Raw genomic sequence first — 24,510 nt, 5'->3', positions numbered from 1 at the left:
CTTCACCTGATGTAACAACAAGCTACGCAAACTTCTTAAAGGGTTCATCAATAGGCGTCTGTGCAATATGGTTGGTAAAGTTACTCATGGTTTTCTGAGCAATACCTAAGATCACTTCCAATGCCTGACGCTGTCCGTAACCGGCTTCATAAAAGGACTCAAGCTCACTTTCACTGGCGTTTCCCCGTTTCTTAAGCATTACTAGGGTAAACTGGCGTAACGCCTCTAGCTTATCGTCGTCTAAAGCTTTACCCGCTTTGATATTTTCTGTTATTGAATCATCGGCGCCCATATTTTTGGCAATAGCGGTATGGGCAGGAACACAGTAATGGCATTCATTGAATACATTAATGGTTTGCCAAACAACGGTTAACTCGTTTTCGTCAAAGCTACTATTCACAAAAAGCTCGTGTACTTGCTGGTAGGCTTCGAGAATACCGGGCGCTTCAGCCATAACGGCGTGCAAGTTTGGAATCATACCGAAAGCTTTCTCTGAGCCTTCTAGCAGCTTTTTACTTTCCTCCGGCGCTGACTGTTTGTCGTGTCGTTTAAAATCACTCATATTTTACTCCTGACGTTTTGAGCTTTATTGAATAGGTGAGTATCAATATAGAATAAAAGCTCAAAAATAGAAGCGGGCAGATGTCAACTTGAGTGTTTTAGTCATATAGACAGGTGTTTCTGTTAAGAAAACATTAGAGTTTGGATAACGGTGAATAGTAAAAAAAGCTATACATATTTTTTGTTTCCATCGTTAACAAAATGTTGCAATTGAAAAGAAGATGTGGTCTTCTTCTCTTTGGATCGTATTGCTAAAGGGTTTGCCTGAAAACAAGGCAGGTCTAGAATATGTGGTCTTTAATTATACAACTATAAAATTAATTAAATAGATTCAGGGAGACTGAACATGAACGAACAGTCATTATTGGCTCGCTCTATTAAAAATATTTTAATGGCGGGTGTCGGTTCTGCATTTTTAGCTGCGCCGACAATGGCTCAGCAAACAGACGTGAATTCTGGTTCTGAAGAGGAGGTCGTTAACTCCGCATCAGAGCAGCGTCAAGCCGAGAATCAAGATGTTGAAAAAATTCAGATAACTGGTTCACGTATAGCACGTATAGGCGCAAGCGCACCGTCGCCAGTAACCGTTATTAGCGGTGATGATCTCGTCGAAACAGGCGCTATGAACATCGGTGAGGTGTTAAGTCGTTTACCTGCATTGGCAACTACTTTCACACTTGCGAACTCTGGTCGATTTATCGGTACTGCTGGGATAAGCACGCTTAACCTGCGTAATATGGGTACAGACCGGACATTGGTATTGGTTGATGGAAAACGTCACGTTGCTTCAGCCCCGGGTTCAAGTGCCGTAGATACAAACACAATTCCTAGCTCGTGGATAGAACGGGTTGAGATTATTACAGGTGGAGCTTCAGCTGTTTATGGAGCGGACGCAGTAACTGGTGTTGTTAACTTTATCCTTAAGAAAAACATTGAGGGATTAGACGTTACGGCAACACGCGGGTACGCGGAAAATAGTGACTACAGTAACGAAAAGTATACCTTTTCGTACGGAACAAACTTTGCGGGGGGCAGAGGGAACATTGCGTTTTCTGCTGAATACAACGCTCAGGAATCACTCAATGCCCTAGATAACCCATGGACGGCAACGTCTTATGGCAGTTTTGGTTGGGAGTCGCTTTACGGTCCTCGTACCGACGAACAGTTAGATGATCCTGCATACCCAGATGTGTTAACACTTCCTAACGCTGGGTATTATGCGATTTCAACCGCAGGTACTACGTGGAACCCGTTTACTGGTGGCGTACTAGGTACGTTTAACCCGGACGGTAGCTATCGTGATGTCTATACTGGAGATGTTGTCGACCCAGCTCGTTTGTATTGTCAGGATTGTGATTACATTAACTTACGTCAATTCAGTGAAGTTCAGCCGGAATTCTCGCGAGTGAATTACAATCTGAAAGGTAACTATGAAATCAACAATGACATGAACTTTTACTACGACGCTAAGTACGTTAAAAGTGAAGGTCAGAACATTGGTCAACCATTTTTCCGTTTCTTCTCATTAGGATCTGCTGCAAATAACTATCCTTATGCTGTTAAACGTGACAACGCGTTTATGCCTGAAGGCATGGCAAATCAAATGGACGAACTTGGTGTTCCGTTCCTTGGTTTAAGCCGCATGTACAATGATGCTGGCCGACGCATTGAAGAGAATACTCGTGAAACCACTCGCGCGGTTGCCGGACTCGAAGGAATGCTAAACCAAGATTGGTCATATGACGTTTCATTGGTTTGGGGTAAGTCTGATATAGAGCGTGTTAATGGTGCTAACGTTATTCTTCAGAATATGGAATGGGCGCTTGATGCGGTTGATGATGGCAATGGTAATATTGTTTGCCGTAGCGAAGAAGCTCAGGCTGATGGCTGTGTGCCTTACAATCCGTTTGGACAGGGTATGGCCAGTGATGCTGCTCAGGATTACGTAACAACAACATCTATTGGTACTTCTGAAATCGAACAAGTGGTATTTAACGCAACGTTCAGTAACTCATTTTTATATGAGCTACCGGCAGGCTTTATAGGTTTTGCTGGCGGTGTTGAATATCGTGATGAGTCAAGCGTAACGGTTGAAGATGATTTTGCGAAAACAGGCGCAACCTTCTTTAATGCGTTAGGGGAAACTGATGGTTCTTACGATGTTTCAGAAGTCTTTGGTGAGGTTACGGTTCCTTTACTGGCTAATGCTCCTTTAGTTCAACAATTGAACTTAGATGCAGCAGTGCGTTATGCGGACTATTCTACCATCGGTGGAGCAACAGCGTGGAAGCTTGGTCTAGACTGGACTATCAATGATGAATTACGTTCACGTTTCACATACTCAGAAGCGATTCGTGCGCCAAACATTGACGAGCTATTCTCTGGACAAAGCCAGTCTTTCGCTAATGTTGATGACCCTTGTAAAGTATCAAACTTAGCTAACCAAACAGCAGAAAGCCGTGCTCAACGTGAAGCAAACTGCGCCGCATTAGGCGTTCCGGCTGGCTTTGACTCAAGTTATGACTCAGCAACTTTGGAAACCTTAGTTGGTGGTAATCCTGATTTGATGGAAGAGACCTCCGAGTCAATCACTGCTGGTATCGTTTATTCACCATCTTGGTTTGAAGGTTTTAGTGCGACTGTTGATTACTGGGAAATTGATATTGACGACACTATCAGTGGTATTGGTTTTCAGACTGTACTGAATCGCTGTGTTGACGCTGAATCTGTCAACAACCAGTTCTGTGATCTGGTGACTCGCGATCCGGCAACAGGCGAAATCACTTTAATCCGTGGTTTTGCGCTTAACATCGCACGTTCACTGAACTCTGGTGTTGACTTCGAAATGAGTTATGACTTTGCAGCTTTAGGCGGCCAGTTTAATACTAACTTAATCGGTACTAAGTTGATTGAAGCGAAAGACTTTCCTTTTGCTGATGAGCCAGACAACTTCACTGACTACGCGGGTGTTCTAGGTGATCAGGAGCTTCAGTTACAGTTTAATATCAATTACTCTATTGATAATTGGGCATTTGGAACTCGAACTCGCTTCCTAGATGGTGTGGATCTTTATACGCCTACCGCTTTGGAGAATAACCCGAATCCAAGTAACTATATGGAATATGGTAGCTACGCTGTAACTGACGTAACTGCTGGCTATACTTTCGATAATGGGTTAGGTCTAACTTTAGGTGTTGATAACTTCTTCAACCGGGGATTACCTGGCACTACAACAGGTACGGGAGCAGGTTCTGCAATTTATGACAATATTGGTCGTTTTGCATACTTGCGTGCGTCATTTAACTTCTAATTTCTATATTTTCTCTGGAACGATAAAGGTCTAGAAAATTAGAGTTCAACAACTAAAGCCCTTCCAATTCGGAGGGGCTTTTTTTATTAGAGTCCTTTAGGTATGAAGGATCGAACTGACTGTTTAATAAACCTTTTGATAAGTGCGGGAGCCTCTTTTGCTTGGATACGGTTCTATTTCTCAGTTCTAGCTCAATAACCGTTACGATAATCCGCAGGAGAGAGACCTGCATACTTTTTGAAGAAACGGCTAAAAGCAGTTGCCGACTGATAACCAAGCTGCTCCGCAATTAAGTCCAGCGGTAGCTGCGAGCCATTGAGTAACATTCGCGCTCGTTGTAGTCGAAGTTGGTCGACGAGTTTTTTGGGCGTCAGGCCAGTTTTCTTAATGCATCGCTCTGCAAATGCACTGACCGACAAATAGGCGAGTTCTGCCAAGTGTTCTACTGACCAGTCTGCTCCGGGTTCGTCAATTATGGCAATAACCACCGAGCGCAACTGGCGATCATTGAGCGCCGCTAAAGGTCCATTGAGAGACTCGCCTTGATCAATAACTTGCCGCAGCAGGTTAAGAGCAAGAACGTCACTGAGTCGACTAATTACGGTATGGTATCCGGGGGCTTGTTGAGTTGTCTCAAATCTGATCATCTCGATAATATGTGACAACTGCTGGTACTGGTCTGCTTGCTTCAGAATGAGCCAGGGCGGCAATAGTTGAAATAACGTGTCATTTGCTCCCGGAGCCGATTTTACATCGTAGCAGACAACACCATATTGTTGATGGTCGGGCTGACAATACTGGGGAATATCTGATTCATTGATATCGGATGGGATCTGAGTCTCACTCAAAAAGTGTGAAACCCCTTTATTCACGAAAATGATATCGGATGCACTGAGCTTTGCAGGGGCGACGGAAGAATCAGGAAAGCCAAACCAGCAATCTCCTTTTGTGACAACATGAAACGCAACTTTCTCCGGCCGTTTGACCATTAGAGTCCAGTCTCCACAAAGGCCTGACTCAAAGTGGAGTTCGGTACCCTGTGCTACTTGCTCTAGCAGTTCATTTAGGGCTTCCGTTGTTTGAGTTGTGTGTTCTGTTGTTTTTGTCATTCCGTTATCAATTCAATTAGTTAATACTGGCTATTATGCTTGATGTCAGTTGGGAGTAAAGATTTAGCAGCTTTGCTTTTACTTCCGGTGACTTAATTGAGAGAAAAACGATCTTATTGTTAATGAAAGGCGTAATCGACTGGCGCGGCTAATAAAAGTTTTTAGTGCTACTTGGCAAATACAGAGTGTTAATAAGGAAAACAAGAATGAAAAAGTGGTTGTGGCTCGGTTTATTACCTTTAACGGCGGTTGCACAAGAAAAGCCCATGGAAGTGATAGAGGTGATTGGTCGCGATGACTCAGGGGTGGTATTACCCTCTGAAGAGTCAACCGAAGGCTTATTTGGCTTAGCTGAAAGCTTGCAGGATATTCCGCGCGCCGCCACCGCAATTAGTGGCTCCTTAATGGAAGAAGCCGCAATTAACGACTTGCATGACATTGCTCGTTTTGCGCCAAATAGTTTTGCTGCGGCGGGGTTTGGTAACCCGTCATTACCCACACTTCGGGGCCAGCTCGGTGAGCTCTATGAAGCGGGTATGCGCCGTCAGGCCGGCAATAATGGCCTGGGAATTCCTATGTCATTTAACGCGATTGAAAGTATCGCTGTGGTGAAAGGCGCGCCGCCGGTCATGCTTGGCACTTCGCAGCGCGTTGGCGGTTTTGTGAACCTTCAGCCTAAAACGGCTCGTGTGACAGCGTCAGACTCGACATTAAAGGCGCAGTTTGGCGAGTGGAATCAGCACCGTTTGCAGCTTGACCACAACTGGGTGTTAGAAGACAACGAACAGGGTCTGCGCATTAGTGCTGAGTATGTGGATGAAGACAGCTTTTACGATTACCACCATCATCGCAGTGACGACATTTTGCTGGCGTACAAGTTTGCTCCGAACGATGATACACAGCTGGATGTCTCGCTTGAGTATTATGACGTAGAGTGGACAGATAATGCCGGTATCAACCGGCCAACGCAGAATCTCATAGACAATAACTTATACATTACGGGGCAGGGCGTTCAGCCAAATGGTTCACAGGTTCCGGGTGCCGGTGCGGTTATTAGCCCCACCGGAGAAGTGGAAATTGACCGCAGCACCACGCTGACTGATCCTCTGGACACGAATACCGCTGAGACGACATTATTGCATGCCAAACTTCAGCACTGGCTGAACGACGATATGGTACTCGTTAACCGTACCTACTATCAGTACTTAACCCGAGAAGGCATTAATCAGAACAGTTTTGTCGAAATTATTGATGACGCGCATACCTTCGAAAATCGGATTGAACTTCACATTAATAAGAAGACAGTGGTGGGTGTGAATTTGCGTGTTAACGACGTGCTTGGTTACAGCCAGTTTACGACCGAGGCGGATAACCCCATAGACTTGACCGGTCCTGTCAGTAACCGCCGAATTCCTTTAACCGATGAGCAGGAAGCTCGTTTAATTGAGCTACGCCCGGGGTTATTTGTATCTCCAGGTAGTCAGTACGATATTGACGGTGATGGTGCAGGTGATTTCAATTTATCGGACACCACAGATTCAACCAGTTACCAATGGGGCGCTTTCGCTCAACACGAGTTGGATATTACCGACAAGTGGCGCATTACGGGCGGGGTAAGAGCTGATTATTATTATGTAGAAGCTGAAGACCCAATAGCTCCACAGGGCGTTGAAGCTGCTAATGATACCTACAGCGACTGGTTGACGGCCATTAGTTTATCGACACAGTACAACTGGACGCCCGAACTTACGTTCTATGTTACAGCTTATGAAAGTGACTCGACGTCGAACTCAATGGCTGGAGGGACTGTACTGAATGCGTCTGGCCAAATTGATGCGCAGAACTTTGCGACAGAGAACTCGCTTTACGAGCTGGGCGTGAAGTACGCTCCGAGTGATACGCGTTGGTACGCCGATGCCGTGGTTTTTGACCAAAAACGCAGTTTGCGGAATCGCGATGGGTCGAACAGCGGTATTCGCACCGAGGGTTTTGAGACCCAGTGGCACTATAGTCATGAAGCGGGTTACTGGTTAACTCTGGCCGCCAGCTATATTGATGCGCGCTGGGATGATTCCGCAGCCTCACAGGGAACAGGCCAGATAGCCGATGCGTTTGATGATTCACGCCCCGACATTATAGAAGGTACGTGGGTAGGCTCTCCGAACTTTACTTTATTCCCGGCTTCTAATCAGCAGCTTCAGGGTATTCCGGAAGTGCAGGCTTCGGCAGTTGCTGGCTGGCAGGTTACGCCTGAGTGGTCAGTAGGTGGTGACTTAAGCTATACCAAGCATTATCCGCTGGATTACCTGCAGACCGTATTTATACGTGATCAGCATACCTTAAACCTGAACGCGCGGTATCGGTTTACGCCCCAGTTAAGTGCCCGCATTGACGTGTTTAATGCAACCGATCAGGACAACTGGTCGCCGGTGTTTGAGGGCGGTTACTTTGGTGCAACCCTTGCCTTTCCGTCGCAGCCAAGACACGCGCGGTTGAGTGTTGATTACAAGTTTTAAAGCTGGAAAATTAGATTTAATGACCTATAATTAGACCTGTTAAAAGTCTTTTTGGAGGTCATATGAGATCAGTTAGACCTATTTACGCACGCAACTCAACTAGCATTAGTGAGTTAAAAAAGAATCCAATGGCGGTTGTTGAAGAGTCTCATGGCGAGCCGGTGGCTGTACTGAATCGGAATCAGCCCGCATTTTATTGTATTCCGGCAGCAACCTATGAAGCGTTGATGGAAGAGCTGGAAGACAGGGATTTACTGGAGTTAGTTAAAAAACGCCAGCATGAAGATGAAGTTGAGGTGAACATCGATGATTTATAAGCTGACGTTTAAACGTTCAGCTTATAAAGAATGGAAAAAGTTGAACAAGGATGTTCAGGCGCAATTTAAAGCCAGACTCAAGCAAAGGCTTGAATCACCTCATGTCCCAGCGTCTCGCTTAAAGGGAATGGATAACTGTTACAAAGTGAAATTGCGAAAACTAGGTTATAGATTAGTTTATCAAGTAAGAGATTTCGAGCTTGTGGTTACCGTTGTAGCTGTAGGCAAGCGTGATAAAAACAGAGTGTATATTAGCGCTCAGAAGCGATTGGATTAATCTTTATGTCACTGAAAAAGCTCTTGTTGCTGTTGGTTATTGTTGCACTATTTATTAGTGCGTTTGCGTTCGACCTGACGCAGTACTTATCTCTAGATGTTTTAAAAGAAAAGCAACAGCAGCTTAATCAGCTTTTTGCTGATTACCCCTTTACTGTATTCGCGGTTTATTTTGTTATTTACGTGGTGACTACGGCTTTATCCTTGCCAGGCGCAACCATTTTAACTTTGGGGGCCGGCGCTATATTCGGGCTCGGCTGGGGCTTACTTCTGGCAAGTTTTGCAGCGTCTTTTGGTGCCTTTCTGGCTTTTTTAAGCGCCCGCTTTATTCTGCATGACTGGGTGCAGGAAAAATTCGGTGATCGCCTAACCGCTATTAACCGCGGAATGGAGCGAGACGGCGCATTTTATTTGCTGAGCCTACGCTTGGTTCCGCTGTTTCCGTTTTTCGTTATTAACCTGGTTATGGGCCTGACCAAAATCAAGGCGTGGACCTTTTACTGGGTCAGTCAGGTGGGCATGCTACTGGGTACCGCTGTGTACGTTAATGCAGGAACCCAACTGGCCCAGATATCCAGTCTGGGGGATGTCGTTTCTGCGGACTTAATTGGTGCCTTTGTTTTATTAGGAATATTCCCGCTAATTGCCAAAGCTGTACTGGCCTTTTTGAAACGCCGTAAGACATTCAAAGGTTATAAAAAGCCTAAGTCTTTTGACAATAACCTGGTGGTTATAGGTGCCGGTTCAGCCGGGTTAGTCAGTGCTTACATAGCGTCAGCGGTAAAAGCAAAGGTTACGTTAATAGAAAAGCATAAAATGGGTGGCGACTGCCTTAATACCGGATGTGTGCCTTCAAAGGCTTTGTTACATGTAGCGGAGCTGGCTCATAACGCACGCAATGCCTCTCGCGTTGGGGTGAGTGTTGGAAAGGTGTCGGTCGATTTTAAACAAGTGATGCAGCAGGTACAGTCGGTCATTAAGGACATTGAACCGCACGACTCGGTTGAGCGTTATACCAAGCTGGGTGTAAACGTTGAGCAGGGCGAAGCTCGTATTGTTTCGCCCTGGGAAGTTGACGTAACCAGCGATGTCGATGGTAAGAAAGAAACAAAGCGTATTACTACCCGCAGTATTATTATTGCAACCGGAGCAAAGCCGTTAGTACCCAACTTTGAGGGCCTGGATAAAATTGATTACTTAACCTCGGATACATTATGGGAGTTAGAAGAGCTGCCCAAACGCTTATTGGTACTGGGTGGCGGTCCCATTGGTTGTGAATTGTCACAAGCGTTTCAGCGTTTAGGTTCGCAGGTCACTCAGGTGGAAATGGCTGATCGGCTTATGGGCCCGGAAGACGACGATACAGCCAGACTGCTGAGCGAGCGTTTAAATGCTGAAGGTATCGATATTAAATTGAACCATAAGGCGCTACGATTCGAGCAACACGATGGCGAATCGGTTCTAATTGCTGAGCATGATGGGCAAGAAACTCAGTTGCCGTTCGACAAAGTGATTATTGCACTGGGTCGGCAACCTAATATCTCCGGCTTTGGGTTAGAGGAACTGGGGATACAGACCAATAAAACGGTCAGTACCAATGAACTGCTTCAGACTAACTTTCCAAACATATACGCCTGTGGTGATGTTGCCGGGCCTTACCAGTTTACCCATGTGGCATCGCATCAGGCCTGGTATGCTTCAGTTAACGCGTTATTTGACCCCTTTAAGACATTCCGTGCTGACTATTCTGTTATCCCTTGGGTAACTTATACTTCGCCGCAGGTAGCCAATGTGGGCCTAACTGAGCAGCAGGCCAGGAAAGCAAGTAAGGCGTACGAGGTGACTGAATACGATATTGGCGATTTGGACCGTGCTATTGCCGATGACAATGCCTATGGTCGGGTCAAAGTTCTGACCAAACCTGGTAAAGACGAACTGTTGGGTGTGAATATTGTTGGGCCGCAGGCCGGAGAGCTGTTGGCGGAGTATGTGCTGGCAATGAAACATGGTATTGGTCTGAATAAAATACTGGGCACGATACACAGCTATCCGACGCTGGCAGAAGCCAATAAATACGTTGCCGGAGAGTGGAAGCGGGCCAACGCCCCGCAGAAGCTGCTAACATGGGTTGAGAAGTTTCATCGCTGGCGCCGGAGTTGAAATGCGTTTTATAGCAGCCATCAGTTTATTGTTAGCGACCCTTTGTTTTGCCTTACCGCTAAAAGCGAGTGAGGTGAATTTTTATGCCTGGGGTGGCTCGCCGGAAGTAAACAATTACTTACGCTGGGCTCAAAAAGAGCTAAAGGCTGAAGGCATTCAACTTCGCCACAATAAAGTGGCCGATGCCTCAGAGGTGGTTAAGCAATTAATTGATGGACGCTCCAATGCAGATATTATCTGGATAAACGGTGAGAACTTTCATGCACTGAAAAAAGCCGGAGCCTTACGTCCCATTGCCGATGACATTAAAGCGTTAAATAACATCAGCCCTGAACTTAACTGGCAGAGTGACTTTGGCGAGCCGGTTGAAGGGCTGGAAGTGCCCTGGGGTGTCGGGCAGTTTAATCTTATTAGTCGGCCCGGGCTTTTTCCTGATAAAGCAGTGAGTGCCGAAGCGTTACTGAACGCTGCGCGGGAAAATAAAGGTCGTATTAGCTACCCAATACCGCCGGACTTTCATGGCACCACCTTTTTAAAGTCACTGCTGTTGTCATTGCATTCGCAGCAGCGTGAAGTTTTTCAGCAGCCAGTAAGCGAAGTTGATGCGAATGAATGGACTAAGCCTTTATGGCACTATTTAGACAAACTGCATCCACTATTGTGGCAGCGGGGTGAAAATTTTCCGTCGTCAGCCGGAGAACAAATTTCTTATCTGGCGAACGGGCAGTTGTTAATGGCGGTCAGTTTTAACCCTAATGATTATCAAACCTTAGTTAATCATGGGCGGTTACCGGCCGGTGTTGAGCGTCATACGTTGTCAGATGAAGCCATAACCAATAATCATTATCTGGCCATTCCGGTCAGTTCGAATAATGCCGAAGCTGCAAAGGCGGTCATCGAGTTCTTGTTGTCTGAAAAGGCGCAGCAAAGAAAAGCCGATACCAACCGCTGGGGCGATCCTTCCGTTTTAAAACGCACGCAAAAAGGTGATAAAAGCTCGGCGTTACTCGAACCTACCGATGACTTTCATGCCAGCTGGCAGAATTATCTGGAGCGGGAATGGTCCGCGCGTTATCAATAGCGGTCTGGTTACTGCTGATTATTCTGCCTGTCGGCAGCGGTGTGCTTTTCCTGCTGTTAACATCACTTGATGCAAAAACCGGGGTTAGTTTAGCGGCATTCAGCGAACTACTATTGGGTTACGAGTCGATATTGTCGAGCTTTGCTCTTGCGGTTGTGGCGCCTTTTGTAGCGTGCTATCTGGCGCTTTTGATGGCACCAGGCATACTTCGTAAACCGCGCTTACAACAGTTGCTGTCCCCTTTGCTGTCTATTCCGCACGTGGCTTTTGCGGTGGGACTTATGCTGTTAATGAGCCCGTCGGGCTGGCTAGTGCGGCTGGTGGAAGCTATCAGCGGGCTTTTCCCTGTGCCGCCGGCGAGTTGGCCCTTACCAGAAAAGTTTTTAGTGACCGTGATAATTGTACTGACTTTAAAAGAGCTGCCGTTTTTGTTGTTGATGATATCGGCTCAGTTAAAACAGTTACCGGTTAAGTCCTGGCTTGTCCAGGCGCAGAGCTACGGCTATAGCGAACGCCAGGCCTGGTGGCGTATTGTTACGCCGGAATTATTACGCCGGATGACACTTCCTATGGCCGCCGTAATAATTTACTCATTGTCCGTGGTTGATATTCCTTTATTGGTTGGTAGTAACACGCCTGCCGTATTGGCTCAGCGAGTTTACGAATGGACCTTTCAGTTTGCAGCCAATAGTCAGATAAAAGCAATGACAGGTGCCTGGGTTCTGTTAGTAATGGCTTTGCTTTTACTCTTAATGAATTCAAAGCACTCTGTTCTGTATCGCCGTTTAGTACTGGGGAAACGCGCAGTCACGCCAGGCCGGCTGAACTCGGACAAGGCCAGCCGTTATGCATGGGGCTTTTTAGGCTTTCTCTCGTTTGGGGTTATTACTGTTTTAGCGTTACAAAGCCTGGCCTCAAGCTGGTTTTACCCCAATTTATGGCCGGCTGCTTTAAGTCCCGAACGCTGGCAAACGGAATGGAGTTATTTGCTTGAACCAACGGTTCACAGTTTTTGGCTGGCGTTACTCAGCGCAATTACCGGTACGATAGCGGCCATGGTTTTACTGCAAAGGCAGAGGCAAAAAGCGGTTAAGTCATTTTACTGGCCGGTTCTTATTGCTTTGTTAATTCCGCAGGTGCCATTGGTATTAGGCTGGCAACGAGTGCTTGGCCAACAGTTAACTGAAGGTTGGCAGCTTTGGTGGGTGTTCTGGTCTCATGCCGTATATACTTTGCCTTATGCTTATTTAGTCTTACATGGCGCTTATACCAGCTTTAACGAACAATGGTTGATTCGGGCACAAAGCCTTGGTTATTCGGCACGGGCGGCCTGGTGGAGAGTTATGCTGCCAATGCTAAAACAACCGGTTGCCATTGCTTTTGCTGTTGCTTTCTCAGTCAGTATTGCTCAGTACTTGCCAACTCAATGGTTGGGGCAAGGAGCTACGCCTACTTTAACCACCGAAGCGGTGAGTGTGGCCAGTGGCGGAGACTGGCGTATAGGCAGCCTTTACGCACTGCTGCAGATGTTATTGCCTTTATTGGTCTTTATCGCTGTAGGGGGAATCAGGAAGGGAAGTTATGCTGAACATTCGTGATCTTAAAATTGAGCTGCTGAGAGGCGACCAGGCAGAGCTTTTATTCCAGCTGGATGAATTAACCGTTGGAAAAGGTGAAGTCGTGACATTAATGGGCCCCAGTGGCGTCGGAAAGTCAACTTTATTACGCTGGGTTTTGGGAGAGCCTCTGGTTAACTTTCGTATTCAGGGACAGTTAAGCTTAAATGGAGAGGACATCAGCGGTAAGTCTATTGCGCAGCGTCAGCTAGGCATGATGTTTCAAAAAGGTGGTTTATTCCCCCATTTGACCATTGAAGAGAACTGCCTGTTTGCTCAAAAACCGCGCTCTAATTTGCACCGCATTGAACAGAAGGAACGCGCCTTAACCATGCTGAAAACCCTGGGTCTTGACGATAAATGGGCCGTTTACCCCGACAGCTTAAGTGGAGGGCAGTATGCCCGCGTTGCTTTACTGTGTTCATTGCTGGCAGAGCCGCAAGCTATGTTACTGGACGAGCCCTTTTCATCGTTAGATGCAGGCCTGCGTGAAGACGTCAGACAGTGGACTTTTGCACTGTTACAGGAAAGGGAGATTCCAACGTTGCTGGTGACTCATGATATTGCCGATGCCTGCGGGCGAGAGATTGAGATGAGAGGAGAAAACGTTAATGTTTGACCCTAAAATACTCCCTGTTACCCGCAAAGTTCTGGATATACCGGCCAGACTCTTAGTACGCGCCGGAATCAGTGCTGATCAGGTCACCGTTGCTGGCTTTTTCATTGGTTTACTGGCGGTTCCTTTACTGGCTTTCCATTATTATGAACTGGCACTGGTCGCAATTTTAGTGAACCGGGTATCTGACGGTTTAGACGGGGCGGTGGCAAGACGTACGCAATTAACCGATGCCGGTGGCTATATTGATATCGTGCTGGACTTCATTTTTTACAGTGCGGTGGTGTTTGGTTTTTTACTGGCTGTGCCAGAACAAAACGCCATAGCGGCCGGGGTTTTGCTTGTTACCTTTATGGGAACCGGCGCGACTTTCTTAGCTTTTGCCAGTGTGGCCGGTAAACGTGGCATTGAAAACCCGGACTACCCAAATAAGTCGTTGCACTATATGGGCGGTTTAACCGAGGGCTTTGAAACTATTATGGCTTTTGTGGCGTTTTGTCTGTGGCCCCAACACTTTTCAGTGTTGGCTTACGTGTTTGCTACCGCATGCTGGGTTACCGCAATAACGCGTATTGTTGCTGGTTATCGGACATTAAAGCAGCCCGTAGCGGCGAAGGAGCATAATGTCTGAAACTATCTGGCGTCTAAGCGTTTTTATTGGTGTCTTACTGGTTATGGTTTTATGGGAGTTTCTCGCGCCAAAGCGAAAGCCGCGCTACAGCCGTAAACAGCGTTGGACTGCTAACCTGGCTATTGTTGCGGTTGATACCGTACTACTGCGAGTTATCGCACCTGTCGGTCTCACGGGTATTGCATTGTGGGCATCAGAACAAGAGTGGGGGCTGTTTCATTATTTAAGCGGCACTGCCGGCAATGAACTCCCGTTTTGGTTTGTTGTTCTAGTCAGCATTGTGGCGCTGGATATTGTTCTTTATTGGCAGCATCGGCTGTTTCACCGTATTCCTGTGTTATGGCGTATGCACCGGGTGCACCATGCCGATCCTGATTTTGATGTAACCACCGGTTTGCGTTTTCACCCCGCAGAAATTGTTCTCAGCTTTTTTATCAAGGCTGCTGCCATTCTTGTGCTGGGTGCACCGGCACTGGCTGTTATTGTATTCGAAATTATTCTCAACGCCTGTTCTTTGTTTAACCATGGCAATGTTGCGTTGCCGACGCCTCTGGAGCGCGCTGCGCGTAAAGTTCTGATCACCCAGGAGTTACATCGTATCCACCACAGTGTTGAAAAAGAAGAGACCAACAGCAACTATGGTTTTAGTGTCAGTTGGTGGGATCATCTGTTTGGCAGTTTTACTTCCAAGCCTAAGGCGGGTTCTGATCAAGTCGATATTGGCTTAAAAGAATATAGAGATGCGAGTATTACGACGAAACTTTGGGGACTGCTAAAAATTCCTTTTCGCAACTAACCTCGGGCTTCACACTTATCTTGCCTTACCCGTTAAACTTTGCTATCAACCCTTATACTGTATGTTAAGAGATTGTAAAAAGTATGGACCGGCGGCAGATAGCAATACGGAATAACGTTCGGATCCGCGGTGAAGGAAGTAAAACATTACTCTTCGCTCATGGCTTTGGTTGCGAGCAGCGTATTTGGGAGCCGGTCATTGAAGCACTTTCTAACAGCTATAAGATAGTGACTTTCGACTATGTAGGCTGTGGTGAATCGGATTTTAGTAATTACATCAGTAAACGTTATGATTCGCTGAAAGGCTATGCGCAAGATCTCACCGAAGTCGTTCAAACGCTTGGCTTAACCGATATTACTTTAGTTGCGCATTCCGTCAGTGGAAGCATTGCGTCTCTGGCGTATCCCGAGCTTGCCAATAAAGTATCAAAAATAGTCATGCTGAATCCTTCACCACGCTATATTCATGACTTGCCCTCTTATGAAAGTGGCTTTAGTCGTAGTGATGTTGATGAACTCATGGTTTTAATGGAGCAAAACTTTTTTCAGTGGGCCGAGTATATGAGCCCTAAGGTTATGGAGAATAGTGATAACCCGCAATTAGCTGAAACTCTGGAGAGCTATTTTATTGCCGGCGACGCTCAGTTAACACGTAATTTTGCGAAAGCGACTTTTTATTCAGATGTAAGGGACACCTTACCCAAACTAAAATGCCCGGTACTTATTTTGCAAGCCAAGGCTGATATTGTTGTACCGCAAAAAGTGTCTGAGTATATGGCAGAAAAGCTGCCTTTAGCTAAGCTTGTGGTTATGGATGCCCGTGGGCATTACCCACAACTGAGCGCCCCGAAACTTGTGGCGCAGTACATTCATGAATTTGTTTAAACGGTAAAATGGAAATGGCTGACTATGGAAAGGAAAAATGGCCAGTTCTGGCATTGGAATGCGAACTTGAACAGCTTCTTGTTACAGAGGTGAGCGATCGCCTTTGCCTGTGTCTTCAGTTAGCTCCTAAGGAAATCGTTGGAAAACCTTTGGGTGAGTTACTAACACCTGCATCCAGGCTTTATTTTCTTTCAGCAATTGAACCTAATTTAAGGCAGGGAAACGACTGCGAACAAGTGACGCTTTATTTAAAAACGGCGGACGGTCCCCGAATGTTCGTTGCAAATGCAGTTGTTGATGATAAAAAATGCTTTTCTCTTATTCTAATGCCGGCAGACAGGCATTTAATATTGGAACGGCAGCTGATTCGCGAACGAGATCAGACCCAAGAAATTAATCAGGAACTTGAACGTCGGGAACAAGAGTTACTTCAGCAACGTGCCCTCAAGTCTGAGTTGCTGAGTAAAATGGAGTCGGTGAGTTCAGAGCTTTTGCAAACGGAAAAGCTGGCCGCACTGGGTCAATTAGCCGCAGGTATTGCGCATGAAATCAATAACCCGGTGGGGTATATACGTTCAAACTTGAATACTTTAAGCCAATACAGTCAGAAGCTATTAGATTTCATCCATAAAAACCAGAATATTAGCGCTGCACAGAAAGAGTCCGTTGATTTAGCTTTTTTGGAGAAAGATTTACTGTCACTGCTCAATGAAACCAATGAAGGGATACAGCGAATTACTCAGATTACCCGGGCACTTACCCAGTTCACCCGAAGCTCGGGGTTACAGGACTGGTGTGACATTCATAAGCAGATTGATACAACCTTACGGGTAATGAGCGGTGAGCTTCGGCGTAAAGTTGATATAAGCCGAAACTACCTGCCGGATTTACCTCTTGTCTACTGTGACCCGGCTAAGGTCAACCAGGTTTTAATGAATGTCCTGTTAAATGCAGCAGATGCAATTGAGCGTTTTGGCGTTATCCGCATAACGACCAAATGTCACAGTGGCCAAGTCGAAGTGATTATTGAAGACAATGGTTGTGGTATGAATGAAGAAACCGCCAGAAAAGCACTTGAGCCTTTTTATACCACTAAGCCTGAGGGCGAGGGCACTGGCCTTGGTTTGTCGATTAGTTACAGCATTATGAAAAGTCTTGGTGGGAGCTTAAGGATCTCCAGCGAATTAGGAGAGGGAACCCGAATTTATTTGGCTTTCCCCGTCCCGGCAAATAACTCCGAGGATGAGCATGGAATATAATTGGTTACCGATGGTTGCCCGCAGTTACTGGCGTTCTTTGACTCTGGCGTGCTGGTTATGGGGGAGTATTGGATGCTTCGTTATTAGCGTGGGTCTGGTCAGCGTTAGCTTCCGTATGTCATTAACCGATGCTTTATTGGCTGCTGGCGTCGGTGTCGCTGGTGTTGTGTTTTCTTATTTTCGGCGGTTTCGTCTTTTTATTCATCGTCAACGGGTTATTTGCTGGATAATAGCCGGGTTCTGTTTTCTGTTAAGTGGCTGGCAACTGTACTTTGCTTTTCAGACTGACTTATACGTGTTTCCCGGTTTTTTAGCCGCTATAACTGGAGTTGGACTCATTTTCCTGCCCTTTTTCACGGTTTCTAACAACCTGCGCAAAGACGGAAACTGGTTATGGATAATGCTGTTACTTTATATCCTTGCGAGCATTTGGTGGTTTTATGCGCTAAACCAGACTTTGCATGGTGCCAGTGTTTTGCAGGACTCTGTCCCCGGCGTTATCTTGGTAGGGCATTTTCTCATTTTGACCATGCTGTATATTTGCCGGGATGTTATTTTGAACTTCCATCAGCTGACCTCTCAGCGAGACAAAGCGTTGGAAGAACTCCATCGTTCAGAGCAACATTATCGCTCGCTGTTTGATCATAACCCCAATGCCGCTTTTTCATTAGATTTATCCGGTCGTTTTACCGACTTGAACAAATCAGGTGAAAATTTTCTGGAAAGAGAGAAAGATAAAGTGGTTGGTCAGCATTATGAGAATGTTCTTGCGTCAAATGAGCTGCCTCGTGTTGCATTGTTTTTCGATAAAGCACTGAAGGGTGAGCCAATGCATTATGAAACAGTTATACAGAGACGCTCAGGTGAACGGCTTAATTTAAGCGTCAGTAATATCCCAATGCATGAAGACGGTAAAGTTGTTGGTGTTTTCGGTATAGCGCAAGATATTACCTCAATTAAGAAAACCTACAGTGAGCTGGAGCAGGTCAACGACGAGTTACAAAATTTTGCGGCCGTCGCCTCGCATGACCTGCAGGAACCTTTAAGAAAAATTGTGAGTTTTGGTGAGCTGTTAAAGCAGTCGGAATTAAAAGAACAAGAGAGGGATTATCTGGAGCGAATGGTTTCAGCATCTCGTCGTATGCAGCAACTTATCGCAGAAATACTTGAGCTGGCAAAGCTAGGAAGGGACTCTTTAAAACTGGAACCTGTTGATTTGAATGATATTGCCAGTAAGGTGTTGGAGGAGCATCAAGCAAAGCTTTCAGCTATGGGGGCTCAGGTCGAAATAAACCTTAGGCATAGGCTAACCGCTGATGCTAAATTACTTGCGCGGGTGTTCGATAATTTATTGACCAACGCAATAAAATACGCCAGAAAAGATAGAAAGTTAAAAATAGAGCTATATTCTACAGCAACAAGTGCCGATAGAGTCACTATTGCGTGTTCAGATAACGGTATTGGTATTGAAGCAACTTACCATCAATCGGTTTTCCGTCCGTTCAAGAGGCTGCATTCTCGTAGTGAGGTACCCGGAACGGGAATGGGGTTAGCTATTGTTAAGAAAATTATCGATCTACATAACGGAGAAGTCAGTTTAACAAGCCATATTGGCCAGGGGACGACCTTTAAGCTCGTTTTACCGAAGTAACTTTTGCTGGAATGATTATGAATTTATCCGTAACGGAAGCACTGAATATTCTGCTGATAGAAGATGACGCAGACGATTACATTTTGACTCGTGATTTGTTATTAAAAGGCGCGCCTGAATACCAGCTTAGCTGGGTGAAGTCGAAGCAAGAAGCTATAGAAAAAGTTCAGCAAGAAGACTTCGATGTCATTCTGTGTGACTTTCACCTTGGAGCAGATGACGGACAGGCAATTATTGAGTGCTTGCGAGAGAACCATGTAGAGACTCCGGTTATTTTTCTGACCGGGCAGGGCACGGATGACCTGAGTAAAAGAGCCATTCAGTTAGGTGCAGAAGATTACCTGGAAAAATCCGAAGTCACGCCGTTGGCTTTGAAGAAAAGCATTTATTACACATTGGAGCGGCGTAACTACCAGCGAGACTTATTAGACAGTCAGCTGACTTTCGAATACTTGCTGGAAGACAGCTTGCAACCGGTTGTTTTAGCCGATCACAACCGGGTGATTATGTATGCGAACCCTGCGGCAGAGAAACTTCTTTTGCAAAGCAATGCAGAGCTTCGCGGACGCAAGTTGCCTTTAGAGTACAGCAGCAACTATGCCTTTAGTCATGAAGCCACTCTCAATTTAGCTGATGGTAAGCAAAAACGAGTGCGACACTATAGCATTCAGACATACTGGCAAGGACAGCCAGTTCGCTTAGTGCATTTTGAGGATATAACCAACCGTATTGAGCTTGAACAGAAAGTGGCCTTTTTTGCTAACCACGACACTTTAACAGGCTTGCCTAACCGAGTTCTGTTAGCTGATAGACTGCAACAAAGCCTAACCTTGTGCCGACGTAACGACGTTGAGTTGGCGGTTGTTTTTATTGGTCTCGATGGGTTTAAACCAATTAATGATACTTTGGGTCACACAATTGGCGACAAGCTGCTGCAGGCAGCTGCCGAGAGATTGAACGAGTGCCTTCGGCCCGGCGATACTTTAGCCCGCATGGATGGCGACGAGTTTGTTGCTGTTTTGCCTGAGCTGAGTCACTCAAGTGACGCTGTGGTAGTCGCCGAGCGTTTAATTAAGGCGATGCAAAGTCCGTTTATGATTGATGACAGTGAGCTGCACCTGTCGGCAACGGCGGGGCTTGCAATAACCAACAGCTACAATGAAGACCCGCTTAAGCTGGTACAGCAGGCGGATATCGCGATGTACGAAGCCAAGCGTTTTGGAAATGGAAGTTATCAATGGTTTGATCAGAAGCTCGATAACCAGGTTTCTAAGAACCTTAAGATACGAAACTCTTTGCAGGCTGGTATCGAGAAGCAAGAATTTGAGTTGTTTTATCAACCACAGTTTTACCTTTCTAATGGCGAAGTTACGGGGGTGGAAGCGTTGATCCGCTGGAATCATCCGGAGCTGGGCATGGTCTCACCCGATGATTTTATCGAAGTTGCAGAGAATACGGGTCAAATTGTCCCTTTGAGTGGTTGGATTTTACGGCAGGCCTGTAAAGACTTTCTTCTGCTGGCTGCCAAGAGAAGTACACTTACTACGGTGTCTGTGAATATCTCTACGGTTCATATTTTGCGGTCTGAGTTTGTTGATACGGTGCGGGAGGTCATTACAGAAACTGGAATTAAGCCGGCACAGCTGGTGCTGGAAATTACGGAATCTGTCTTTATGCGGAACCCCGAGCTGGCCATTAGTAAACTCCATGAGCTTTCTGAGCTGGGTGTTAAAGTGGCGTTGGATGATTTCGGCACAGGCTACTCAAGTTTAAGTTACCTAAAAAACTTACCCGTGAACTTGCTAAAAATTGATCGTAGCTTTGTCAATGACATGGTTTCAAACAGCCATGACTCGGCAATTATTGAAGGGATAATTTCTATGGCCCATCATCTGGGACTGGAAGTATTAGCCGAAGGGGTTGAAACCAGCGCGCAACAAGAATACTTACGTCGATGCCACTGTGATGCGATGCAAGGCTTTTTGCTCGCGAAGCCAATGGCCAAAGAGCAAGTACTGAGCTTTCTGCAAGACTACCGTAGTAACATCAATGAGAAACTCAAAGAGCACGAGCGTCAGGCTGTTCTCATTGTTGATGATGAAGAAAATGTCCTGAAGTCGCTTCAGCGCCTGCTGAGAAGAGACGGCTACCATATTTTTACGGCGTCTAATGCTGAAGAGGCTTTTAATATATTGGCGCATGAGCCGGTGGATGTTGTGATTTCTGACCAACGGATGAGGAATATGCAAGGCTTAGAGTTTCTGTCGAACGTGCGAAATATGTACCCCGACGCCGCCCGTATTGTACTGACTGCTTATAGAAACGAGGATGCTTTAACTCAGGCAATTAATGAAAGTGAAGTGTATCGGTTTTTAGATAAACCCTGGGATGACGAGGTGTTACGGCAGACGGTAAGAAACAGTTTGCGTCCCCGGCAGGAGTCGAACCTAAGGCCTTTCACTTAGGTGGCCCGTTCATCTGGTTCGTATGAGAATGGTTCTAAAAATCAATGGCGTCCCCGGCAGGAGTCGAACCTGCGACCTGTCGCTTAGGAGGCGGCGGCTCTATCCAGCTGAGCTACGGGGACTTGATACGAATTATGCCAGATTAAAATTGGTCTTTCATTACTGGCAGTTAAAAAACTAACTTGACACGAACTGATTATCTTATACCCTTGTACTGTGTTTATATACAGTTTCCGGCTATGCTGAAATCCACCAAAGTAAGGATTTATCCGACACAGGTGCAACGTGATTTTTTAGTTGCCCATTTTGGCGCAGTGCGCTTCAGCTATAATAAAGCTCTGTACCTTAAAAAGCACTATTACAGAGTAAAAGGTATGTGCATTAAACCCAAAAAGGATTTAAAACCCCTGTTGGCACTAGCCAAAAGAACAAGAAAGTACGGTTGGTTGAAGAATTTTGATTCTATAAGTTTACAGCAGGCCATAATCAACCTCGATAAGGCGTTTGATAATTTTTTAAACCCTAAACTAAAAACAAAGCATCCTAAATTTAAGTCCAGACGAGGTCGGCAGACTAGCTATCATTGCATTGGTGTCAAAGTGTTAAGTGATGCGGTAAAAATTCCCAAGCTTGGCCCAATAAAAGCTAAACTGCATAGAGAAATTAAAGGGAAAGTAAAAAGTATCACTATAAGTTGCAATGCGTCAGGGAAGTTCTTTGCATCGATTTTATCCGATGATAACCAAGGTACTCCTGAGACTTGCAGGTCAATTGATACAGCCATCGGAATTGACTTAGGAATATTGCATTTTGCTACGGACTCTAATGGTTGTAAAACAGATAACCCTAGGTTTCTACTCCGGGCTGAGCGTAATTTGAAAAGAAAGATGAAAGCCCTAAGCAGGAAAAAAGTCGGTGGTAAAAATAGAAATAAATCTAGACTCATAGTAGCTAAATGTTATGAGAAGCTGACTAATACTAGGGAAGATTTTCAGCACAAGCTGTCTAGAAAACTTATCGACGAAAACCAAGCGGTAATTGTAGAAACTCTTGAAACAGCTAACATGCTCAGAAACTATAGACTATCTAAACATATTGCTGATGCGGTTTGGTCTGGCTTTATTGAGAAGCTAGCTTATAAAGCTAATCAATCAGGGAAGCATTTGGTAAAAGTAGACCGTTTTTTTGCCAGTACAAAAACTTGTCATTCGTGTGGTAAAAAAAGCTTTATAAGCCTTAATGATAGAGTTTGGACATGCAATTGTGGTATTACGCATGATCGAGATACCAATGCAGCTATTAATATATTGAAGCAAGGGTTAATAATGTTAAAAGCGGAGGGACACTCCGTTTCTGCTTGTGGATGCTTGCATAAGACTAGCGAAAGCTAGCAGTGGCATAAGAAGCAAGAAATTTTTCAGATGTGAAAAATAAGTCACGAGGCGATTGCTCTATCTGTGCTGTAAGTTACTTACAGTCTCATATTAGATCAGTTAACCGGCACCACCCAGTCGTTCACCTGAATATTATGTAACATATTTCCTCTAGTCAGCTTAGCAATAGCCGTAGATTGCTGCACTTGGGAAACTTCCACCTCAAACTCACTCACCTGCCATTTCTGACGGTAACGGCCCTGATCATCGGTAAAGTGACTGGGCTGAACAACTTTAAGCTTATCGCCCGGGCTTACGCCGTGTTTTTCACCCAAATTAAACTGAAGCGTTTTTTCATCGACGGCAATAATTCTGGCTCGTACCGGTTTGCAAACTACCTGCTCTTTCACACCAGAGGCTAAATCGCGCAAGCCGCTATCTAGTGCGGCACCGAAGGGCTCGTTCCAAAACTGTGCTGTGGCAACATCAACATCGATGTTGCGATCAAAAGTCCAGGGCTGAGTGTCTTCGACTCGTGCGCGGGTAACCAGTTGTCCGGTTGTCGCATCCAGCAGGTAAAGCGTTAAGGCGTAGTGGCGGTTTGGATCGCTGGACCAGAACCAGTTAGAGCTGGTGTCCATCATGGCTAAGTCGTCAAACATACCAAAGACAACAAACTGACTGTCGTTGGCTAAACCGAGGCTACGAGCCATGCGGCCCAGCTCTTCCAGGTTAAGGCCATTCAGTGCTTGCCCGAGTCCCGCATGTCGCTGCAAGGTATGAGAAATATGCAGTTGGCTGCCGACACCGCCAAGCTCACGCGCTAAACGCTCTGCGGCAACTTCTCCAATTTCCCAGATTTGTCCCCAGGTCCCATGGGCGCGATCGCGCAATTCAAACGGGACGATAGTAACGGAGTTTTTGTAACTGCTTCGAGTGCAATCGCCTTCGCGGTTCCAGATGTCAGCTCGCAGCAGGACAATAACGCGGTCATCACGAACTTCTTCGCGAACAATAGTGACTTGGTCCACGTTACCCTGACTGCTCCATTGGGTTTCAGTGTTTCGTAATACGCCGTCAACCACTTGTTGAATACTGGAGATATTTCCGCCAGAAGTGAGAAGCGCTTGTTGCAGCGCATTTTCTATAGCTTTTTGACGTGCTGCATCGGTATCGCCGTTTATAATGCGGGCGGTACCCTGGGCTTCTACCCAACGTGCTTCGCTCGGCATAGCGATAAAGAAAACAGAAGTGATCAGCAGCAGGGTTTTCCAGTTCATGGTGTTATGCATCCCAAGTGTCAGTTTTTAGTCGTTACTTTGCTATTGGAATTAGCTGCAAAAACCCTGCCATGTTGAAAGAGGAAATCAGAACCTAGTAATAAACAACGCGCTTCACTTTTTGCTGGCGGTTTGTACTCTGATACAGGCGATGTACTTTCTCAAAATCCAGACGTAGTTCAGTCGCGTAATAATCGCCAACCGTGTAGGTTTTTACCACTTCGGCACCACGAATAACACCGTCAACGGAAGCCTGAAAGCTGTCCTGGTTTAACGCCCAGTCTTCAACTGAACTACCACCGGCAATACGTTGACCATACACTTGTTCGGCCAGCTCGCGATAGGCCGCAAGTTTGGAGGCACGCATAGCGTTCAGATCTTTTAGCTGAGCGTTTTCGCCTTGCTGAGTTTCGATAGGAGCGTAACCAACCGCATTCAGAACCGGGAATTCATCCGGGGTCTGAGTTTCCCACTCAACGTGTTTTTGATCATACGCTAAGTTGTTGTAAGCACTACATCCGCTTAATAGCAGTGTAGATGCGAGTAACGCGAAAGAAAGTAGATGCTTAGCCATAACGACCTCTGATAGAACAAAGTACTTATGGTTGT

19 protein-coding genes and 1 tRNA gene are annotated in these 24,510 nt (G+C 45.9%); 15 read left to right on the top strand and 5 right to left on the bottom strand.

Features of this window, described 5'->3' with window-relative positions; translation table 11 throughout:
• Positions 1-22 precede the first annotated feature (22 nt).
• The gene (locus BM359_RS12720) at positions 23-562 is read right to left on the bottom strand and encodes a carboxymuconolactone decarboxylase family protein (protein WP_054491195.1); all 540 of its coding nucleotides are present in this window, start codon (positions 560-562) and stop codon (positions 23-25) included.
• 345 nt (positions 563-907) lie between these two features.
• On the opposite strand from BM359_RS12720, the gene BM359_RS12715 reads away from it, so the two are divergent.
• Positions 908-3,871: a TonB-dependent receptor plug domain-containing protein gene (locus tag BM359_RS12715; protein ID WP_054491196.1), complete on the top strand. Its 2,964-nt coding sequence runs from the start codon at positions 908-910 to the stop codon at positions 3,869-3,871.
• Positions 3,872-4,062: 191 nt separating this feature from the next.
• On the opposite strand, the gene BM359_RS12710 is transcribed toward BM359_RS12715, so the two are convergent.
• On the bottom strand, positions 4,063-4,980 hold the full coding sequence (locus tag BM359_RS12710; RefSeq protein ID WP_054491197.1) for an AraC family transcriptional regulator: 918 nt from the start codon (positions 4,978-4,980) through the stop codon (positions 4,063-4,065).
• A 206-nt stretch (positions 4,981-5,186) separates the two neighbouring features.
• Between BM359_RS12710 and BM359_RS12705 the strand changes: the two genes are divergently transcribed.
• The 13 genes from BM359_RS12705 to BM359_RS12645 all read left to right on the top strand — a co-directional run bounded on the left by BM359_RS12705 (position 5,187) and on the right by BM359_RS12645 (position 21,248).
• The gene (locus tag BM359_RS12705; RefSeq protein WP_054491198.1) at positions 5,187-7,496 is read left to right on the top strand and encodes a TonB-dependent receptor; all 2,310 of its coding nucleotides are present in this window, start codon (positions 5,187-5,189) and stop codon (positions 7,494-7,496) included.
• Positions 7,497-7,558: 62 nt separating this feature from the next.
• Positions 7,559-7,813 carry a type II toxin-antitoxin system Phd/YefM family antitoxin gene (locus BM359_RS12700; RefSeq protein ID WP_054491199.1) on the top strand — a complete coding sequence of 85 codons (255 nt, stop codon included), beginning with the start codon at positions 7,559-7,561 and terminating at the stop codon, positions 7,811-7,813.
• Positions 7,803-8,090 carry a type II toxin-antitoxin system RelE family toxin gene (locus tag BM359_RS12695; RefSeq protein ID WP_054491200.1) on the top strand — a complete coding sequence of 96 codons (288 nt, stop codon included), beginning with the start codon at positions 7,803-7,805 and terminating at the stop codon, positions 8,088-8,090. Before BM359_RS12700 ends, BM359_RS12695 begins: the two co-directional genes overlap by 11 nt.
• A 5-nt stretch (positions 8,091-8,095) precedes the next feature.
• A complete protein-coding gene (locus BM359_RS12690; protein ID WP_054491201.1) occupies positions 8,096-10,249 on the top strand; it encodes an FAD-dependent oxidoreductase in 2,154 nt (717 codons plus the stop codon).
• Position 10,250: 1 nt separating this feature from the next.
• The gene (locus BM359_RS12685) at positions 10,251-11,330 is read left to right on the top strand and encodes an ABC transporter substrate-binding protein (protein WP_054491202.1); all 1,080 of its coding nucleotides are present in this window, start codon (positions 10,251-10,253) and stop codon (positions 11,328-11,330) included.
• Positions 11,309-12,928, top strand: coding sequence for an ABC transporter permease subunit (locus BM359_RS12680; protein ID WP_054491203.1), 1,620 nt, complete (start codon positions 11,309-11,311; stop codon positions 12,926-12,928). Before BM359_RS12685 ends, BM359_RS12680 begins: the two co-directional genes overlap by 22 nt.
• Positions 12,912-13,565, top strand: a complete 654-nt coding sequence (locus BM359_RS12675) for an ATP-binding cassette domain-containing protein (protein ID WP_054491217.1) — start codon at positions 12,912-12,914, stop codon at positions 13,563-13,565. The genes BM359_RS12680 and BM359_RS12675 overlap by 17 nt, the downstream gene beginning before the upstream one ends.
• Entirely contained in the window at positions 13,558-14,193 is a 636-nt protein-coding gene (locus BM359_RS12670) for a CDP-alcohol phosphatidyltransferase family protein (protein WP_054491204.1), read from the top strand. Before BM359_RS12675 ends, BM359_RS12670 begins: the two co-directional genes overlap by 8 nt.
• Positions 14,186-14,989, top strand: a complete 804-nt coding sequence (locus tag BM359_RS12665) for a sterol desaturase family protein (RefSeq protein ID WP_054491205.1) — start codon at positions 14,186-14,188, stop codon at positions 14,987-14,989. Before BM359_RS12670 ends, BM359_RS12665 begins: the two co-directional genes overlap by 8 nt.
• Before the next feature lie 83 nt (positions 14,990-15,072).
• Positions 15,073-15,873 (top strand): alpha/beta fold hydrolase, encoded by an 801-nt coding sequence (locus BM359_RS12660; protein WP_054491206.1) that lies wholly within the window; start codon positions 15,073-15,075, stop codon positions 15,871-15,873.
• Between the two features lie 14 nt (positions 15,874-15,887).
• Positions 15,888-17,132 carry a sensor histidine kinase gene (locus tag BM359_RS12655; protein ID WP_054491207.1) on the top strand — a complete coding sequence of 415 codons (1,245 nt, stop codon included), beginning with the start codon at positions 15,888-15,890 and terminating at the stop codon, positions 17,130-17,132.
• The gene (locus BM359_RS12650; protein ID WP_054491208.1) at positions 17,122-18,783 is read left to right on the top strand and encodes a sensor histidine kinase; all 1,662 of its coding nucleotides are present in this window, start codon (positions 17,122-17,124) and stop codon (positions 18,781-18,783) included. The genes BM359_RS12655 and BM359_RS12650 overlap by 11 nt, the downstream gene beginning before the upstream one ends.
• Positions 18,784-18,800: 17 nt before the next feature.
• Positions 18,801-21,248 carry an EAL domain-containing protein gene (locus tag BM359_RS12645; RefSeq protein ID WP_054491209.1) on the top strand — a complete coding sequence of 816 codons (2,448 nt, stop codon included), beginning with the start codon at positions 18,801-18,803 and terminating at the stop codon, positions 21,246-21,248.
• Positions 21,249-21,293: 45 nt separating this feature from the next.
• Here BM359_RS12645 and BM359_RS12640 read toward each other — a convergent pair.
• Positions 21,294-21,370 (bottom strand) — tRNA-Arg (locus tag BM359_RS12640).
• 117 nt (positions 21,371-21,487) lie between these two features.
• Here BM359_RS12640 and BM359_RS12635 point away from each other — a divergent pair.
• Positions 21,488-22,639 (top strand): RNA-guided endonuclease InsQ/TnpB family protein, encoded by a 1,152-nt coding sequence (locus tag BM359_RS12635; RefSeq protein WP_054491210.1) that lies wholly within the window; start codon positions 21,488-21,490, stop codon positions 22,637-22,639.
• 98 nt (positions 22,640-22,737) lie between these two features.
• On the opposite strand, the gene BM359_RS12630 is transcribed toward BM359_RS12635, so the two are convergent.
• Together BM359_RS12630 and BM359_RS12625 are read right to left on the bottom strand one after the other, a co-directional pair.
• Positions 22,738-23,901 carry a flagellar assembly protein FlgT gene (locus BM359_RS12630; RefSeq protein WP_054491218.1) on the bottom strand — a complete coding sequence of 388 codons (1,164 nt, stop codon included), beginning with the start codon at positions 23,899-23,901 and terminating at the stop codon, positions 22,738-22,740.
• A gap of 94 nt (positions 23,902-23,995) precedes the next feature.
• Positions 23,996-24,475 (bottom strand): LPP20 family lipoprotein, encoded by a 480-nt coding sequence (locus BM359_RS12625; protein ID WP_054491211.1) that lies wholly within the window; start codon positions 24,473-24,475, stop codon positions 23,996-23,998.
• Positions 24,476-24,510 lie beyond the last annotated feature (35 nt).

Source organism: Idiomarina abyssalis (genome assembly GCF_900116625.1).
Lineage (GTDB): Bacteria > Pseudomonadota > Gammaproteobacteria > Enterobacterales > Alteromonadaceae > Idiomarina > Idiomarina abyssalis.
This window is presented reverse-complemented; position numbering and strand designations above follow the sequence as displayed.